This window comes from Myxococcus sp. CA040A, assembly GCF_013336725.1.
Classification (GTDB): Bacteria; Myxococcota; Myxococcia; order Myxococcales; family Myxococcaceae; genus Myxococcus; species Myxococcus llanfairpwllgwyngyllgogerychwyrndrobwllllantysiliogogogochensis.
In genome coordinates this window covers 308,846-323,393 of the sequence record NZ_JABUMR010000004.1, presented here as the reverse complement: position 1 = coordinate 323,393, position 14,548 = coordinate 308,846, and the positions used below count along the sequence as shown (strand labels likewise).

Annotated in this window: 12 protein-coding genes; 2 read left to right on the top strand and 10 right to left on the bottom strand. The window is 70.0% G+C overall.

Annotation, left to right across the window (positions count from 1 at the left end; all coding sequences use genetic code 11):
• Positions 1-3 precede the first annotated feature (3 nt).
• Genes HUA75_RS18410 through HUA75_RS18400 form a run of 3 tightly spaced genes read right to left on the bottom strand, consistent with a single transcriptional unit; the run spans position 4 to position 4,075 of the window.
• A complete protein-coding gene (locus HUA75_RS18410) occupies positions 4-1,164 on the bottom strand; it encodes an STM4014 family protein (RefSeq protein WP_174487155.1) in 1,161 nt (386 codons plus the stop codon).
• Positions 1,165-1,170: 6 nt separating this feature from the next.
• Positions 1,171-2,532 (bottom strand): WGR domain-containing protein, encoded by a 1,362-nt coding sequence (locus HUA75_RS18405; RefSeq protein ID WP_141645168.1) that lies wholly within the window; start codon positions 2,530-2,532, stop codon positions 1,171-1,173.
• Between the two features lie 46 nt (positions 2,533-2,578).
• Entirely contained in the window at positions 2,579-4,075 is a 1,497-nt protein-coding gene (locus HUA75_RS18400) for a hypothetical protein (protein ID WP_174487154.1), read from the bottom strand.
• A gap of 495 nt (positions 4,076-4,570) precedes the next feature.
• Here HUA75_RS18400 and HUA75_RS18395 point away from each other — a divergent pair, with 495 nt between their 5' ends.
• Positions 4,571-5,188: a hypothetical protein gene (locus HUA75_RS18395; protein WP_174487153.1), complete on the top strand. Its 618-nt coding sequence runs from the start codon at positions 4,571-4,573 to the stop codon at positions 5,186-5,188.
• Entirely contained in the window at positions 5,189-5,509 is a 321-nt protein-coding gene (locus HUA75_RS18390) for a hypothetical protein (RefSeq protein ID WP_174487152.1), read from the top strand. It begins immediately after the preceding gene.
• A 67-nt stretch (positions 5,510-5,576) separates the two neighbouring features.
• Here HUA75_RS18390 and HUA75_RS18385 read toward each other — a convergent pair whose 3' ends face one another.
• Genes HUA75_RS18385 through HUA75_RS18355 form a run of 7 tightly spaced genes read right to left on the bottom strand, consistent with a single transcriptional unit; the run spans position 5,577 to position 14,518 of the window.
• Positions 5,577-6,623, bottom strand: a complete 1,047-nt coding sequence (locus HUA75_RS18385) for an AAA family ATPase (RefSeq protein WP_141643774.1) — start codon at positions 6,621-6,623, stop codon at positions 5,577-5,579.
• Complete coding sequence (locus tag HUA75_RS18380; RefSeq protein ID WP_174487151.1) at positions 6,620-9,892, bottom strand: hypothetical protein; 3,273 nt, start codon at positions 9,890-9,892, stop codon at positions 6,620-6,622. Before HUA75_RS18380 ends, HUA75_RS18385 begins: the two co-directional genes overlap by 4 nt.
• On the bottom strand, positions 9,892-10,158 hold the full coding sequence (locus tag HUA75_RS18375) for a hypothetical protein (protein ID WP_174455152.1): 267 nt from the start codon (positions 10,156-10,158) through the stop codon (positions 9,892-9,894). The genes HUA75_RS18380 and HUA75_RS18375 overlap by 1 nt, the downstream gene beginning before the upstream one ends.
• The gene (locus HUA75_RS18370; protein WP_174487150.1) at positions 10,151-12,268 is read right to left on the bottom strand and encodes an AAA family ATPase; all 2,118 of its coding nucleotides are present in this window, start codon (positions 12,266-12,268) and stop codon (positions 10,151-10,153) included. The genes HUA75_RS18375 and HUA75_RS18370 overlap by 8 nt, the downstream gene beginning before the upstream one ends.
• On the bottom strand, positions 12,265-12,831 hold the full coding sequence (locus HUA75_RS18365; protein ID WP_141643778.1) for a hypothetical protein: 567 nt from the start codon (positions 12,829-12,831) through the stop codon (positions 12,265-12,267). The genes HUA75_RS18370 and HUA75_RS18365 overlap by 4 nt, the downstream gene beginning before the upstream one ends.
• Positions 12,828-13,913 (bottom strand): hypothetical protein, encoded by a 1,086-nt coding sequence (locus HUA75_RS18360; RefSeq protein WP_174487149.1) that lies wholly within the window; start codon positions 13,911-13,913, stop codon positions 12,828-12,830. The genes HUA75_RS18365 and HUA75_RS18360 overlap by 4 nt, the downstream gene beginning before the upstream one ends.
• The gene (locus tag HUA75_RS18355; RefSeq protein ID WP_174487148.1) at positions 13,910-14,518 is read right to left on the bottom strand and encodes a 4Fe-4S single cluster domain-containing protein; all 609 of its coding nucleotides are present in this window, start codon (positions 14,516-14,518) and stop codon (positions 13,910-13,912) included. The genes HUA75_RS18360 and HUA75_RS18355 overlap by 4 nt, the downstream gene beginning before the upstream one ends.
• Positions 14,519-14,548 lie beyond the last annotated feature (30 nt).

Below are 14,548 nucleotides of genomic sequence, written 5' to 3'. Positions count from 1 at the left end.
GCGTCACGGGCTGAGAGGAGAGGCATTGGCACGAGCCAGTGCCAGTGCCTCGCGAATCTCCCACTCGTAGACGCTGAATCCCTCGCGCTGCAGGCCGGGCAGCAGGTCGCCGAAGGCGTTCGCCTCCACCACTCGGTGCCCGGTGAAGTGCTCCTCGAACATCAGGTCGATGCCCACGTGAAGGCAGTCATGGGCCCGCGCCACCACGCGGCAGCTCTCCATCGCGGCCTTCCATTCGTTGCGCGGCACCGCTGCTTCCAGCTCCTCCGGCTCGCCACGCCAGCCGCCCAGGTGCAGGTTGGTGATGGGGCCTCGGCTCTGGCGCACCACCGTGAAGGCGGGCTCCCCACCCACGGTGAGCACCCGACAGTCGAAGGTGTCGCCGCCCAGTCGCGCCTTGGGAATCGAGCGCTCCACCTGTGAGCCCTCGCGCAGCAGGAAGCCCAGCACGTCCTCCACGCGGTCCGGCTCCGCGATTCGACGCACCTTGAGCGAGTTGTACCAACCCGTCGGTGCCTGCTCGATGGTGGTGACCAGCGACTCCCGCTCGCGGTGTCTGCGGAAGATGGCCAGACACGACGCCGACGAGCCGCAGGACACCTTCACGAAGACCTCGCGCCAGTCCTCGTCGTCCATCCGCTCGCGCAGCGAGGCCACGTCCGTCACTCCGTCCAAGGGCTCCGGCACGGGCACCCCCAACGCCGCGTACCTCCGTGAGGTGATGCGCTTGTCGAACAGGTCGGCGATGCTCGCGGGCGATTGGAGCACCCTCCAGCGAGGCCGCTCCCGGAACACCGCCTCCAACTCGGAGAGGACTCGCAGGAAGCCCAGGTGCCCCTGTCGTGGAGCCAGGATTCGCCCGTGGTCCTCGACGAGCGCGTCCACGTCCTCCGGCGCGAGCACCTGACAGCCGTGCTCCAGCGCGTCTTCATGGCCGCGCTTGAGCAGCGCCTTCTCCACCTCCCAGCTCTCCCCCGCGGCGTCGATGCGGACAAAGGCGTCCGTGTCGGGCAGCCGCGCGAGGAGGGCGGGGTGCTTCACCAGCTCCCGCCAGGGCACCACCGTCGCGGGAGGAAGGCCCTGGCGGGCCAGCGCGTCCTGGAACAACGTGACGCGCCGGTTCTCGGCGTTGCCGATGAGGATGAAGTCAGGCACCGCCGTCATGGAGTGCTACTCGCCCACCGCCGCGTAACGGTATTCCTCGTCGTAGTCGCGCTGGCTGCCCGCCGCCACCGTCGCGGCCAGTTTCGCCACCAGCTTCTCGCCGGCCTTGGTGAGCGTGTTCTCCGTCACGTCCAGGTGCTTGAGGTGCTTGAACGCCGCGGCGTTGTCCGCGAGCGTCTGCGCGCCCGTGTCCGACAGACAGCCCATGGACAGGTCCAGCTTCTCAAGCTGGGGGAGAATCTTCGCGGTGGGCAGCGCCTTCGCCAGCTCGTCCGTGAACTCCGAGTTGCGCAGGCCCAGCACCTTGACGTTCGACAGTCCCTTGCCGTCGAGGATGGGCTGGATGTCCTCCACGCCGCCCTCCGCGCCGTAGTTCTCCGAGCCGAACCAGACCTCCAGCTTCTCCAGCTTCGGCCAGTTCGCGCTGGCGATGGACTTCACCGCGCCCAAGGGCAGGCCGCCCGTCTCCATCGAGAACTCACGCAGCTCCGGCAGGTCAATCTTGCCCAGGTCCGCGTCCGCGCCGCGCAGCCGCAGCGAGCGCAGGTTGGGCAGCACCTTGTAGAGCCCCGTGACGTCGTTGATGTACGACCAGGAGATCTCCGTCTCGTCCGGGTACTCGAAGTCGCCGAGGAACAGGCTGCGCAGCGTGGGCATGCCCTTCGTCTTGACGATGGCCTCGACGACGCCGGCGTAATAGTTCTCGCCCTCCATATCCACCATGCCGATGGTGAGCGACTGGAGGAACTTCGCCGAGGGGTGCGCGAGCAGCTTCACCAGCGTCTCGGGGACCTCCAGCTCGGAGTCGTAGTCCTTCTTGCCCAGCCGCGCGTCGCGGATGAAGCCCAGGTGCCACTCCACCTTGAGCTCCTCTTCGGACCAGGCCTTGGCCAGTCCACCGAGCAGCAGCGCCTTGTGCTTCTTGATGTGCGCGGTGATCTGCCGCTTGAGGGTGGAGGCCTCCGTGCCCTCGGCCTTCGACACCGCGTGCTGCAGCGCGACCAGCTCGCCGCGCGGGTCGCCCTGGCTCTGGAGCCAGTCGCCGTAGACGAGGTACGCGTCCACGTTGGCCGGGTCCTTCTGGATGGCGGCCTCCAGCTCCGGGTTGGACTTGCCCTCGACGCTCGGCGACTCGTCGTCCCCGTCCTCGCCCCCTTCACCGTCGCCCACCAGCTCGTAGCCCTTCTTCTCCTTCTCGCGGACGAGCTTGTCGTACTCCTTCTGCGCCGCCTCGGGAGAGTCGAAGGACTGCGTCTTCTCCTGGCCGTCGGTATCGATGCGGCCCCATCGCGTCGTGAAGGACTTTCCTTCGAACGTGATCTCCCAGAACTTGTTGGAGCTGCCTTCCTTGAACTCGTACCGCGGCATGGCCCGTCCTCTCCTGCGCCGAGCGTGGCGCTTCCCGGACCGGACGCTAGAGAAGCCCTCGCGCAAGCTCAAGCGTCGTGCCGGTCCAGGCCTCCCATGGCGTCTCGGGAGGGCCGCCCTCGGCGCCAACTTCCGGGATTTCACGCGCGGGTGACGAAGTCCCCCGGCCCGGCACATGGAGCCTCGGGCTCGGCTCGCTCAAATCCAGGTGATGCATCCCCACGCGGGCGGGCACCTTCGTCGTGTCGAGCCGCGTTTGACGGGTCGCGTCGAGCAACAGCACGTCCACCCGGGCCCGCTTCGCCTGCACCGCCGCGTTCGCCAGCACCTCGTCGGAGTCTCGTGGGGTGAGAATCTCCGCGGTCCCCCGGGCTCGCCACTCGCGCAGCAGCAGCTCGCACAGGCCGCGCTCCGCCTCCAGCGGGTGGGGCCCGTCGCCATCCCAGGGGAAGGCGACCTGGAAGCGCAGCTCCTGGTCTCCCAGCCACACGGACAGCCGGCGCACCAGGCACAACACCAGTCCCATGGCCACCACTGCGCGCTGCCACCGCACGCCGGTGTCCTTCACCCGCGCGTCCGCGAGGCTCGGCGGGAGGACGAAGGTCACCACGCGGCGACGACGCACGGCGAGGCTTTCGTCGCGGGTGTAGTAGAGCAGCTCGCCCTCGACGTAGCGCACGTCGAACAAGTCGAGCGTGGGCTCATCCTCCATGTAGACGAGCTCGGAGGTGACCAGGTTCTCCAGGCTGCCCACGTTGGAGACGGAGGAGAACCCGCCCTGCGGAAACGCGGCGTCATCCTCCAGCGCGGTGGGCGCGGGGCCGGTGGACACGGGGCGTGCGCGGAGGCGGGGCGGAAGGGCGCGCGAGAGGGCCTCGGCGGCTTCCACCGCCTGTTCCAGCGCCAGCCGCTGCGCCTTGCCCTGGAGGTGCTCCAGGTTCTCCAGCGTGAAGGCTTCCGCGTCACCCAGCAGGGCACTCGCGCGCCGGGCCCCGGTGCTGAGGGACTCGTAGCCCTGGGCCAGCTGCTCCAACGCGGGGCCGGGCTCGCGCAGGGAGGTGTATCCGGATGACAACAGTTCCCCAGGTGGACGTTCCAGGACGCGCCGCGCGAGGGCGGGGCTCACGGAGGTGCCGGCGGTGAAGCCCATGCGGGAGAGGAGGCGGGCCACGAGGAAGGCCACGCCTCGGGGCCGCAGCGGCTCCGGCAGGCGGGCGAGCGCGGCGGACACGGCCTCCAGGTGAGGCTCGGCGGCGAGCCTCGCGAGGACATGGTCGTCGTAAGCGCGCACCGCGGCGCGAAGGCGGGGCAGGGTGTCGGGGATGGGCAGGGATGGGGCCAGGGGATGGCCGGCGACGAGCCTTCCCAGGTCCGCGACCAGCGCGGGTGGCGGAAGCGTGGGTGTCTCCGCGAGCGTGGCCAGGAGCCAGGGCACGCTCGTGGCGAGGGACTCCGCTTCGAGGCCTTCTTGTCGCGCGAGGGTGAGCCCGGCGCACAACCAGCGTTCCGTGTCCTGGGGGCCTCGCGACTCCACTGCTGCCATGCGTCCTTTCTGTATCACTTCCGAAGGCACCCGATGGAGGGGCGTGTCGGCGCGCGGGGGTGATTCTGGGGCATTTCGGCAGGGGGCCCAGGGGCCGAGCCCTGTCTTGCGATGGACAGCTTGCTTGGACCGAGGGGCGGCTGCTCAGGGCTTCCGCGGTTCCCACCGTCGCAGCCCGTGCTCCGAGGGGGAGGAGACACAAATGCGCGCGAAGTATGGCCTGGTCTTGTTCTGTCTGGGTGGGTGGGGGTGTGGGGGTGTTCCGGAACTGGAGCCCTCTCCGCTGGAGTCGCAGCCGTTCCAGGTATCCACCCTGGCCTGTTCACCCGAGGGAGCGCGGCGGGTGAAGGTCGTCGTGCCGCCCGGGACGCCCCAGTCGCCGACGTTCACCTCCATGCCCACGGGCATCCGGGATGTGCAGGGTCCGCGGGCTCGGCTCTCTCCCAGTTCGCCTCCTACGGTACGTTCGTCACGTTCTTCCGCACCTGGCAGGTGATGGACCCGCCGAGGCTCCAGGTGGAGCTGTGGCGCACGGATGGCTCGGCCGAGGGGACGACGCAGCTCGTGAACCTCGGCGTCCTGAGTACCCTGTCGCCGAGCTACGTGCGGACCTCCAGCGCGCATCTGTTCTTCCTGTCCAGCCCGGAGCACGGCACCGCGCTGTGGCGCACGAATGGGACGTCCGGCGGTACGGTCTTCGTCAAGCGACTGGATGCCAACGTGGTACCCGTGGTCGATGTCGGAATCACCGAGGACGGGAGCACGGGACTCTTCACGCTCCGGGACGGGGTGAACACGGAGGTGTGGAAGTCGGACGGCACGGCCTCGGGCACGGTGCGGCTGGAGTCTTTCGGCCGTGAGATGCGGATGCTCGGCTCGCTGGGCGCGCACGTGTACCTGACGAACGCGGACCCGGTGACGCAGCGGATGGGGCTGTATCGCGTCGCGCAGGCGGGCGGAGGGAAGGCCACCGTCACCGTCCTGGAGAACCCCTACGCGGACCAGGAGGCTGCGTTCCCGTCTCTCCAGTCGTTCACCCGCTCGGGAGGAAAGCTGTACTTCGCCGTGGCCATCAGCACTCCGGGGCCCGCGTATCGCGTGGTGAAGTTGTGAGTGACGGATGGCACAGCCACGCAGACGCGCTCGATGCCTGGCTCGCTGAGCGTCTCCGACGAGTTCTCTTCGTCCGTCCATCCCATCGACGGCGGCGGGGTCATCTTCGCGGGAGCGGATTCGGCGGGCTCCTACACGAACCCCTGGGTGAGCTACGGCACCAACGCCACCACGGCGGAGGTGACGGCGACTCCGTCATTGGTGACGTCGTCGCCCGAACGCTTCGCTCGCGTTGGCGGCAGCATCTACTTCACCGCGATGGATGACACGGGCTGGTACCAGCTCTGGGCCGCGCCCGCCAACGTGTCCTGTACTCCGTAGCGACTGCTCGTGACACGGGGACCTGGACGCATGGCTCCAGGTCCTCGTGACGTTCAGCGGACGCGTATCACGTCAGGCCGAGCAGTCGAGGCACCTTCTCTTCGAGCAGGTCGATCTCCTCCCGCGTCTCTCCCAGGTAGGAGAGGAGCTGGAGGTCCTGCCGCTCCACCGCGCCGCCGTGGAAGATCCACGCGCGCGTGCGCAGCAGCCGGTAGAGCTTCACCAGCTTGCGGTCGCTGATGAACACGCCGTCCTCGCGCGTCAGCGTCTGCACCACGCGGCGGAACTCGCGCAGCAGCTCGTCGCGGAAGAACAGGTCACGGTCCTTCAGCTCTCTCCCGTCCGGCCCCATCTCCTTGCGCCCCATCATCAGCGTCAGGTAGCGGTGCGCCTTCAGGAGGTCTTCCAACGTCGCGTGTCCTTCCGCCCACGGCTTCTGGTTCAGCTCGCGGTGTGTCTGGGACTCCAGGCCGGAGTCGAGCAGCTCCAGGAAGTAGCGGTCCTGCACCGGGCGACACGCGGCCTTCAGGCAGAAGCGGTCCTTGAGCGCGCCCAGCTCCGCGTGCTCGGGCAGCTCGTTCGTCGCCGCGAAGAGCACCTTGAGCTTCACCGGCTGCGGCGCGCCGTCCTGGTAGAACTTGCGCTCGTTGATGACCGTCAGCAGCGCGTTGAGGATGGCCGAGCTCGCCTTGAACACCTCGTCCAGGAACACCAGCTTCGCGGTGGGCAGCTTGCCGCCCTCGCGCCGGATGTAGCGGCCCTGGCGCAGGAGGTTGATGTCGATGGGGCCCAGGACTTCGGACGGCTCGGTGAAGCGCGTCAGCAGGTATTCGAAGTAGTCCTCGTTGGGGATGCGCAGCGCTTCGCGGAACTTGAGGACCAGGTCCGACTTCGCCGTGCCCGGGGGGCCCACCAGGAGCAGCGGCTCCTGCGCCACCGCCGCCACGGTCATCAGGTCCACCAGCGTCTGCTTGCCCACGAAGTGTCGCCCCAGTCCCTGTCGGAACCGGTTGAGCCGCTCGCGCAGCCCCTGCGCCTCGCGTGACAGCGCGTCGAACGTCAGCGCGGAGATGGGGTCGGCGACGGGCTCCTCCCGTCGGGGAACACTGCTCATGTACGGTCCTCCAACTCCTGATGGATGCGTCGCCGCACCAAGAACTCATCCTCGTCCAACCAGCTGCGTGCCCGCTCGCTCGCGCCCTGCGCCACTTCCACATGGCCCAGCACCAGCGCGTCCGCCAGCTCCACCACGGACAAACAGAAGTGGCTGTTGGTATTGAAGCTGTCCGTCACCGTGGCGAGCCCCTCCGACAGTCTCGCCAGCCCCGGCAGCGCGACGTTCGTCGGCGTATGCGCCAGCGCTCCCGCCAGACTGCGCGTCAGGGCCATCCGCTCCGGAGGGGAGCCCTTCGCGGCGGCCAGCGCGTCGAAGGCCATGTTGAACACCGGCAGCGCTTCGTCCACGTGCCCGAGCATCGCCATTCCCGACGCGACACCCAGTCGCGCCGCCACGGGCGCCTTGGCCCGTGTGAGCAGACCTCGCGTCGCCGCCACCATCTCGCCCGTCTCGCGAGACAGGCCGACGCGACGCAGGCCGCGCAGGCTGGCCTCCAGGATGCCCGCGCCCCACGCGGGGGACTCCGGCGCAAGTCCGGCCAACACCAGCCGCAGCCGCCCCGCCAGTGACGTCGCGCGGTCCGCCCGGCCGAACAGCGCCGCCAGGGTAAGCGCGTCACCCAGGAGTTGGGCCTGAGACTCTCCCGGGAGCCCCTCCATCGCTGAGACGAGTTCATCCAGCAGCGGCAGCGCCCGCGCAGGGGCCAGCCGAGGCAACGTCTCCAGCAAGCCGCCGATGAGGCGCAGTCGCTCGGGTGCGGGCAGGCGGGCTCCCGTGGCGCGCCTCACCAACTGGACCACCTCGTGTGTCACCGTGGCCGCGTCGCGGATGTCTCGCAGCGCCGCGAACTCCTCGCCTCGCAGGTCGCGTGTCCCGCGTCCGAAGGCCCGGGCGGGGTCCAACCGTTCGCTGGGCTCCAACAGCGCGGAGGCCTGTCGCAGCCGGTCCACCTTGTAGCGCTGGAAGGTGGCCAGCGCGTTGAGCTCCGCGGAGATGTCCGTGGGCAGCGGAGTCTCCAGCGGCTCGCCCTCCAGCGCTTGCGCCACGCGTGCGCCATAGGCCCGCGACAGGAACCCATGGATGGGCTCCTTCGTGTCGAGCGCCGCCGTGGCCGAGGCCACCAGCGCCCGCGCGCGGTCCGCCTGTCCCAGCCTCGCGAGGCCACAGGCGAAGACGAGGCGGACATAGGCCTGGGTCAATTCGGCGGGCGCCTCCACGGAGGAGCGCCGACGCGCGGTGCGCTCGAAGCGGTCCAGCAGCGCGTCCAGTTGTGCCGCGAGCCGAGGCAGGGCCGACGCATCCGTGCCGCCCCGCAGGAAGCGCGGGACATCGCGCGAGAGGGAGAGCCCCCGCTGGAGCATCTCCAGCAGTCGGTCCCCCGTCCTCGCGAGGCTCAGCGGGTCGCCCCCCGCGAGCGTGTCCAGCGCGGCGCGCGAGAGCCACAACGTGCGCACGTCGAGCGCGGTGTCGTGGCGGTCCAACCAGCGCTGCAGCGCGGGCATATCCCCCGGTGGCGTCCGTGGAGACGTCAGCGCACCCAGGACGAGCCCGCTGGCGAAGCTGCGCACGTCGTCCTCGGAGGGCGTGGCGCGGGCCAGGAGTTCGGCCCGCGAGGCACCCGCGCGGGACTCCGCCTCCGCCCAGCGCACGGCCAGCTCCGTGGCATCCGCGCCCGAGGCGTTCCAGAGCGCGCGTGTCCAGCACAGCGCCGCGTCGCGCCCTCGGCCGAGCTGACCATTCAGCTCCGCCATGTGAACCCAGAGCGCCTGTCGCTCGGGGGCATCGGCGGGAACATCCAGTTCGAGGAAGGACTTCTCCGCGACCGTGAGGGCTTCCTCGGCGGCACCGAGCTGCGCGGGTGTGAGTGGCTCCAGGAGGGTCCCCGCGCCTCGGGACGACGAGCGCTTCGTCGTCGCTGGCTGCGCCGGATCGACGGGCTCCGGCACGGGCGCCTGCCCTCGTCGCGTGCGGCGGGTGCTTCGTGTCGACGTGTTCGGGTCCTCGCTCTCCCCGGTGGGAGCGGGGCCCGCCGCACCGGGCATCCACTCGCCGTCCGCGGATTCGATGGCGCCGAAATCGAACGTGGCCCCCTTCACCCACGGCTCAAGGGCCGCGGCGGCGGTGTCCACCACGTAGTCCACCCAGGACTCGAGTGGCTGGAAGGCCTGCTCGGGGATTCGCTCCGCGCGGAAGCCGCCGGCGCCTGTGGGGTGCAACCAGGTGACGGTGTCCGGTACGGGTGCGAGGAGCGCGCGCAGCCGGTCTCTGCGTACGGGCGGCTCCAGCAGGCCGTCACAGGGCAGGTAGAGGTCCGCGAGCTGGGGCAGCGGCGAATAGGCCATGGCGGACAGGCCCAGCTCCGGTGGCCGCTCGCGGCCATGCCGTGCTCGCAGGATGATGCACGGCGCGTCGGCGGGCCCGGTCACCGCGAAGCGAAGCTGCGCGAGCAGGGCTTCCGGCAACGTGTGGACCAGCGACTCCACCTGCGCCACGGCGTTCTCGCGCAGCACCCAGAGACTCGCGGCCTCCGTGCGCGCGGCCCGGGTGAGCCTCAAGTGGACGGAGAGTCGTCCCGGCGCGGCCGAGGGCGTCCAGTCCTCCGCGGGCTCGGGGAGCCGCAGGTCCGTGAGCTGATACAGGTCCGTCCACGGCCCGTCCGGCGCCGTCAGCCACGGGCCTTCGCCGGGAATGAGCAGCACGGTGCCAGGCGCGGGCAGGAGCGTGCGCGCGAGCGGATGCACGTGGCCCAGCTCCACCCAGACGGAAGTCTGCCCAGGCACCGCGGGCACGAAGGCTCGCAGGCCCCCCGCGCGGTCCATCGCGCCGGTGAGCGTGAAGTAGGGCGGGGCGGAGGCGCGAAGCAGGGCGCGCTGGCCCTTCTTCTCCTCGGCGAAGCAGACCTCCTGGCGGTCACAGCCCAGGCGCAGCAGCTCGCCCGCGAGCGACAACAGCCCGTCGCCATCCACGGGCAGGAACAACACCGCGCCCAGGGGCGCGCTCTCGACGGGGACCCGACGCGGGGCCAGCAGCTCCGCCCAGCACAGCACGGAGTCCTCCGCGCGAGGTGCCTTCGCGTCGGCCTTGATGCCGAAAGTCGCCAGCTCCGCGAGCACGGCCTTCGACAAGGGCGCCTGGGACGTGACGTGGAGCACACCCTCGGCGGACCGACGGTAGCGGGCCGGCGTGGCCTGGACTTCGGGAGGAACGAGGCGGGAGGTCAGCGCGAGGTGGAGCGCTTCCTCGGTGGGAAACACGAGCGTGGACATCAGGCCTTCTGGCTCACCTTCTCGGCGGTGCTCTCGGACGTTGACTCGGGCTGGGCGGCCTGGCCGGAGGGAGTGTCTCGCTGGACGATGATTCGGCCCACCTCAGAGGCCTTGAGCGCGCCCCCGGCGATGAGCTGATCCACGAGGCGACGGTGCTCCTCCTCGTGCTCCATGGGAAGCGCGTCGGAGTCGCTCTCGTACTGGATGACGATGTCCTTGCGACCCGTCTGGGGATTCACCAGGAGACGGAGGATGAGACTAGCCATGGGCCGGCTCCTTCTGCGACGCCAGCATGGGCGCCAGGTGGACGAATGCCTCGCGGTCCAGCACCTTGCGCTCGAGCAACAAGTCCCGAAGCGCGACGAGGCGAGTCTTCTCCCGGTGGAGGATGTCGCGGGCCCGGGCGCGTTGCACCTCCAGCACCTCTTGCACCGCGGCCTCCAGCGTGCCGCGCGTCGCATCGGAGAGCGCATGCCGCTCCGCGTCCCGTCCCGGGGCGTCGAACCGGCGCACGGGGATTCCGTCGCCACCCATGCCGAGCATCTCCACCAGCTCGCGGGCAATCTCGGTGGCGCGCTCCAGGTCATGGGCGCTGCCGATGGACAGGTCCTCCAGGAGCAACGCCTCCGCCTCGCGTCCGCCAAAGAGCATGCAGATGCTGTCCAGCAACTGGCTGCGCGTGACGACGTAGCGATGCGCGGGGTCCGCGTACTGCACGAAGCCGAGCATGCCGGCCAGGTCTCCGCGAATGCTGATGCGGTCGATGGCGGGAGCGCTGGGACAGAACAGCGCGCACACGGCGTGGCCGGCCTCGTGGGTGGCCACGACCTTCTCCTCGGCGGACGTGAGCTCCGGCCGGTCCAGGAAGTCCGTGAGGGCCTTCTCCACGTCCACCGGCTCGGTGGGTGTCTGCGTTGCATCCCTCAGCCGGCGTCTGGCCAGGGCCCGACACAGCGCCTGGATGTGGTCACCGGAGAAGCGCGTGCCCGTTCCCTCGACGCGGTCTCCGGTGCGCTTCACCGCGTAGTCCAGCGCCCGCTCCGTCATGCCCAGGGCCAGCTTCTTGTCGTAGATGGACAGGATGGCCCGGCGGTCCGTGCTGTTGGGGTAGGGGATGCAGAGCTGGAACTCGAAGCGGCCCGGACGCAGCAGCGCGGGGTCCAGCGACTCCACGAAGTTGGTGGTGCCCACCACGAAGACGAGCTCCTCCTTGCGGAAGCCGTCCATCTCCGTGAGGAGCTGGTTCACCATGGAGTGCTCCACGCCGGAGCCCGTGTACGTGCCCCGCGCCGCCGCGAAGGAGTCCAGCTCGTCGAAGATGATGATGCTGGGCGCGGCCTGACGGGCGCGGACGAAGATCTGCCGGAGGTTCTCCTCGCTCTCGCCCACCCAGCGGCTCTTCAGCTCCGGGCCGCTCACCACCAGCACCGCGGCGCCCAGCGACGAGGCCATCGCCTTGGCGAAGAGCGTCTTGCCGGTGCCCGGCGGGCCCCAGAAAATCATCCCCCGGGGCAGCAGGCCCTCCACGCGCTTCACCGCCTCCGGGTCCGACAGCGTCTCCTTGTGCGCGAGCACGTCGAGAATCTCTCGCTGGAGTCGCTCCTTGACCTTCGCGTAGCCGCCAATCTCCGTGTGCAGGTCAATCTCCGGCACGTTGAGCGAGCCGCTCAGCGTGGCCGAGCGGAGCTGCGCGAAGGCAGGCCTCGCGTCGCTGGGATAGTCCTCGCCGGTGATGGCCCCGAGCAGCCGCCGCAGTCGCACGGCATTCACGCCGGACACGTGTTTGTAGAGCGAGTAGGGCTGGAGGCCCCGGCCGAACTTGCGACACTCGCGCTGAGTGACGAGGTAGCGCAGCCGCTCGCGACTCACGCCGAGGATGCTCTCCTTGTGGGGGAACAGGTTCTCGATGACCCGTGGCAGCGGGAACGACGGGTCCTTGAAGCCCACCCAGAGCATCTCCGGGTTTTCATACAGCAGCGGAATCACCTCGCGCGCCTCGGACGTGAGGCCGCCGCTGCTGGTGGTGAGCAGGTCGAGATGGGGCAGCACGACGATGCGCTCGCGCACCGCGCCTCGCACCGCGTCGCGCAGCTGGCCGATGAGCGTGGCCATCATGCTGGGCGCGGGCATTCCGGGTGGTGGCTCCGCGGCGGCGCGGCCATCCAGATAGAGGAACTGCTTGCCGTCCTTCTTCAACCTGTCCCGCAGGCACTTGTAGAAGTAGGGCGTCAGCTCCTTGTCCGCCTCCACCATCACCGGGAGGCCTCGCAGCAGCGCCTCGCACAGGCGTCCCAGCTCGGCGGGATACGCGGCCTCCACCGCGGCGAAGGGCGTCAGCTCCGTGGGGAGGGATTCCTCGGGGATGCGCTGACTCATACGCGAACCTTGATGGTGAGCGAGCCCGTGGCCGCGTCCTCGTGAATCTCCTCCACCGTGCCCAGTTGCGACGCGCGCACCTTGAGGGCCTCGCCCGTCACCTTGTTGGCGATGGAGTCCAGCTCCGACTTGAGGTCCCTGAGCCGTCCTTCGAGCCGCCGGGTGATATCCTCGCGCAGCGACTCGGTGGCGTCCTGGGTCTGGTCCTCCAGCTTCGCCCGCGCCTTCTCCCGCGCGAGCTTCTTCGTCGCCTCGGATCCGTCCGGGGTGTGGGAGAGGACCTCGCCCGTCGCCCTCAGCTCCACCGACGCTTCGTCCGACAACGTGACGCTCACCTCGCCGGTGGTGACGTCCACGGCCACGCGCACGCCGTCGGCCTCGACGCGCACCGCCACGTCGCCCTCTTGCGTGAAGCCCCGGTTCGCCAGCTCCGAGGCGAGCAGGCCCGCGGTCTCCTCGCGAGACAGCAAGGGCAACAGCTCCAGCTTGGAGCACACGCCGTCCTCGGCCTGGACGATGCGGTTGAGGGACTCGGAGACGGAGATTCGATAGGCGCGGCTCATGGGGCGCTCTCGGAGGAAGGGAGGGGAAGGGTATCCGGAATCGTTTCGACGGGAGCCGCCAGGTCCGTGGTCAGCTCACGCTCCCGGTCCGAGGCGAGGCGGAAGCCGGGCTCACCGAAGGACGCCCAGGCGGAGAGCAGCAACTGCGCGCCCTCGTAGCCGTCGTCGAAGAAGCGCACCGCGCGGTGCTCGGCATCCCAGCGCGCCATCCGTCCGAGTGCGCGCAGGCTCGCTCCCGCCGCCCGGCGTGCCTGGTCCTTCACGCTCAGCGATGCGCGAGGCGACAGGTTGGACACCCATCGCGACGCGGGCTGGTCGACCAGGGGCCGCAGCGCCTCCAGCACGAAGCCCGCCAAATCTCTGCGGCCCGCGCGGTCCACCGCGTCGAGAAACCCGTCCAGCACCTGCTCCTGCGCGGTGCCCAGGTCGACCAGTTGCTTGGGCTCGATGAGCCGCGCTTTGCTCTCTTCCAGTCGGCGCCAGCGAAGGGCGAGCTCGTCCTGGAGCGCCTCCAGCAGCCAGCCTCCCTCCGCGAGCAGCGGCGCGAAGCCTTCCGCGTCCACGCGTCCGAGCGAGGCGCCGAACAGGTCCGGAAACCCGAGCCGACAGAGGATGGAGCGCTGGAACTGGGGCTGCAGGGCGATCGACAGAGCGCAGGGGGTGCCCGCCACCAGTCGACAGCACAGGTAGAGGAACAGCTCGTCGGCGAGCGTCGGAGGCGCGTCCACATCCAGGGGCCTGTGGCCGAGAATCGCGAGCGGCTGTTCCACGAGCCAGCGCAGGGTGTGGAAGCAGAGGACGGAGAAGCGCAGCGCGGGAGGACCGTGTCGTTCCCACAGGCGCGAGGGGCCTGACTCGGAGGACAGGTGACGTCGCTGGCGTGCCCCACCGCAGCGGGCCAGCGCGAGGACGGTGCCCCTGGCCAACGTGTCACGCAGCGAGCGCAGGGCGCCGGGACTCAGGCGCGCGGGCGTGGTGTGGCGCGCACGAAGCAGGTCCTCGACGGGCGCGTACTGCCCCAGGCCCATGATGGCGCGCGCGAGCGTGAGCAGCGAGTGCTCGGAAGGCGAGACGCGGGTCATGGACGGAGGCGGTCCGCGAGGTCTGGCCAGCCGTTGATGATGAGCCGGCCTTCGACGAGGTGCAGCTCCGCCGTGTTGGGCGCGGTGAATGTCGGGTCTTCCGGCGAGTAGCGCGGGGTGAGGAAGTGCATGACCTGGTTGCTGGAGCCAATCCACCGCCGGCGCGACTCCGGCTGGTCCTTCTCGTAGCGCCCATCCACCAGCAGGTCCAGGCTGGCGAGCAACCGCTCGACGTCCGGGTTCGTCCGGGCCTTCAGCTCCGCGAGCGTGTAGCCGCTGAAGACCATGGTGCTGAGGCCGCCCGCGCGCAGCCGCTCACAGAGGTCCGCGGCGGGGCCGGGCTGCGCGAAGGGCTCACCCCCGAGCAGCGAGAAGCCCTCGATGCCGGGCGTCGCGAGCACCCGGGCCGCGAGCGACTCCACCGTCACGACGGTGCCGCGCTCCATCGCGAACATCTCCGGGTTGCAGCACCCGGGGCAGCGCAGCGGACACCCCTGGAGCCAGAGTGCGAAGCGGCGCCCGGGGCCCTCCGCCTCGGTGCGGGGAACCTGCTGTGCGACCCGGAGCACCGGGCCAGGAGAAGACGCGTCCGCGGTCGAAGACATGGGAGCCGTCCGCAGCATGCCAGGAACGGC

What these genes read in the sequence shown, in the direction of transcription:
- HUA75_RS18410 (WP_174487155.1), bottom strand. Translation starts at nt 1,164, where the DNA reads ATGACGGCGGTGCCTGACTTCATCCTCATCGGCAACGCCGAGAACCGG.
- HUA75_RS18405 (WP_141645168.1), bottom strand. Translation starts at nt 2,532, where the DNA reads ATGCCGCGGTACGAGTTCAAGGAAGGCAGCTCCAACAAGTTCTGGGAG.
- HUA75_RS18400 (WP_174487154.1), bottom strand. Translation starts at nt 4,075, where the DNA reads ATGGCAGCAGTGGAGTCGCGAGGCCCCCAGGACACGGAACGCTGGTTG.
- HUA75_RS18395 (WP_174487153.1), top strand. Translation starts at nt 4,571, where the DNA reads ATGGACCCGCCGAGGCTCCAGGTGGAGCTGTGGCGCACGGATGGCTCG.
- HUA75_RS18385 (WP_141643774.1), bottom strand. Translation starts at nt 6,623, where the DNA reads ATGAGCAGTGTTCCCCGACGGGAGGAGCCCGTCGCCGACCCCATCTCC.
- HUA75_RS18380 (WP_174487151.1), bottom strand. Translation starts at nt 9,892, where the DNA reads ATGTCCACGCTCGTGTTTCCCACCGAGGAAGCGCTCCACCTCGCGCTG.
- HUA75_RS18375 (WP_174455152.1), bottom strand. Translation starts at nt 10,158, where the DNA reads ATGGCTAGTCTCATCCTCCGTCTCCTGGTGAATCCCCAGACGGGTCGC.
- HUA75_RS18370 (WP_174487150.1), bottom strand. Translation starts at nt 12,268, where the DNA reads ATGAGTCAGCGCATCCCCGAGGAATCCCTCCCCACGGAGCTGACGCCC.
- HUA75_RS18365 (WP_141643778.1), bottom strand. Translation starts at nt 12,831, where the DNA reads ATGAGCCGCGCCTATCGAATCTCCGTCTCCGAGTCCCTCAACCGCATC.
- HUA75_RS18360 (WP_174487149.1), bottom strand. Translation starts at nt 13,913, where the DNA reads ATGACCCGCGTCTCGCCTTCCGAGCACTCGCTGCTCACGCTCGCGCGC.
- HUA75_RS18355 (WP_174487148.1), bottom strand. Translation starts at nt 14,518, where the DNA reads ATGTCTTCGACCGCGGACGCGTCTTCTCCTGGCCCGGTGCTCCGGGTC.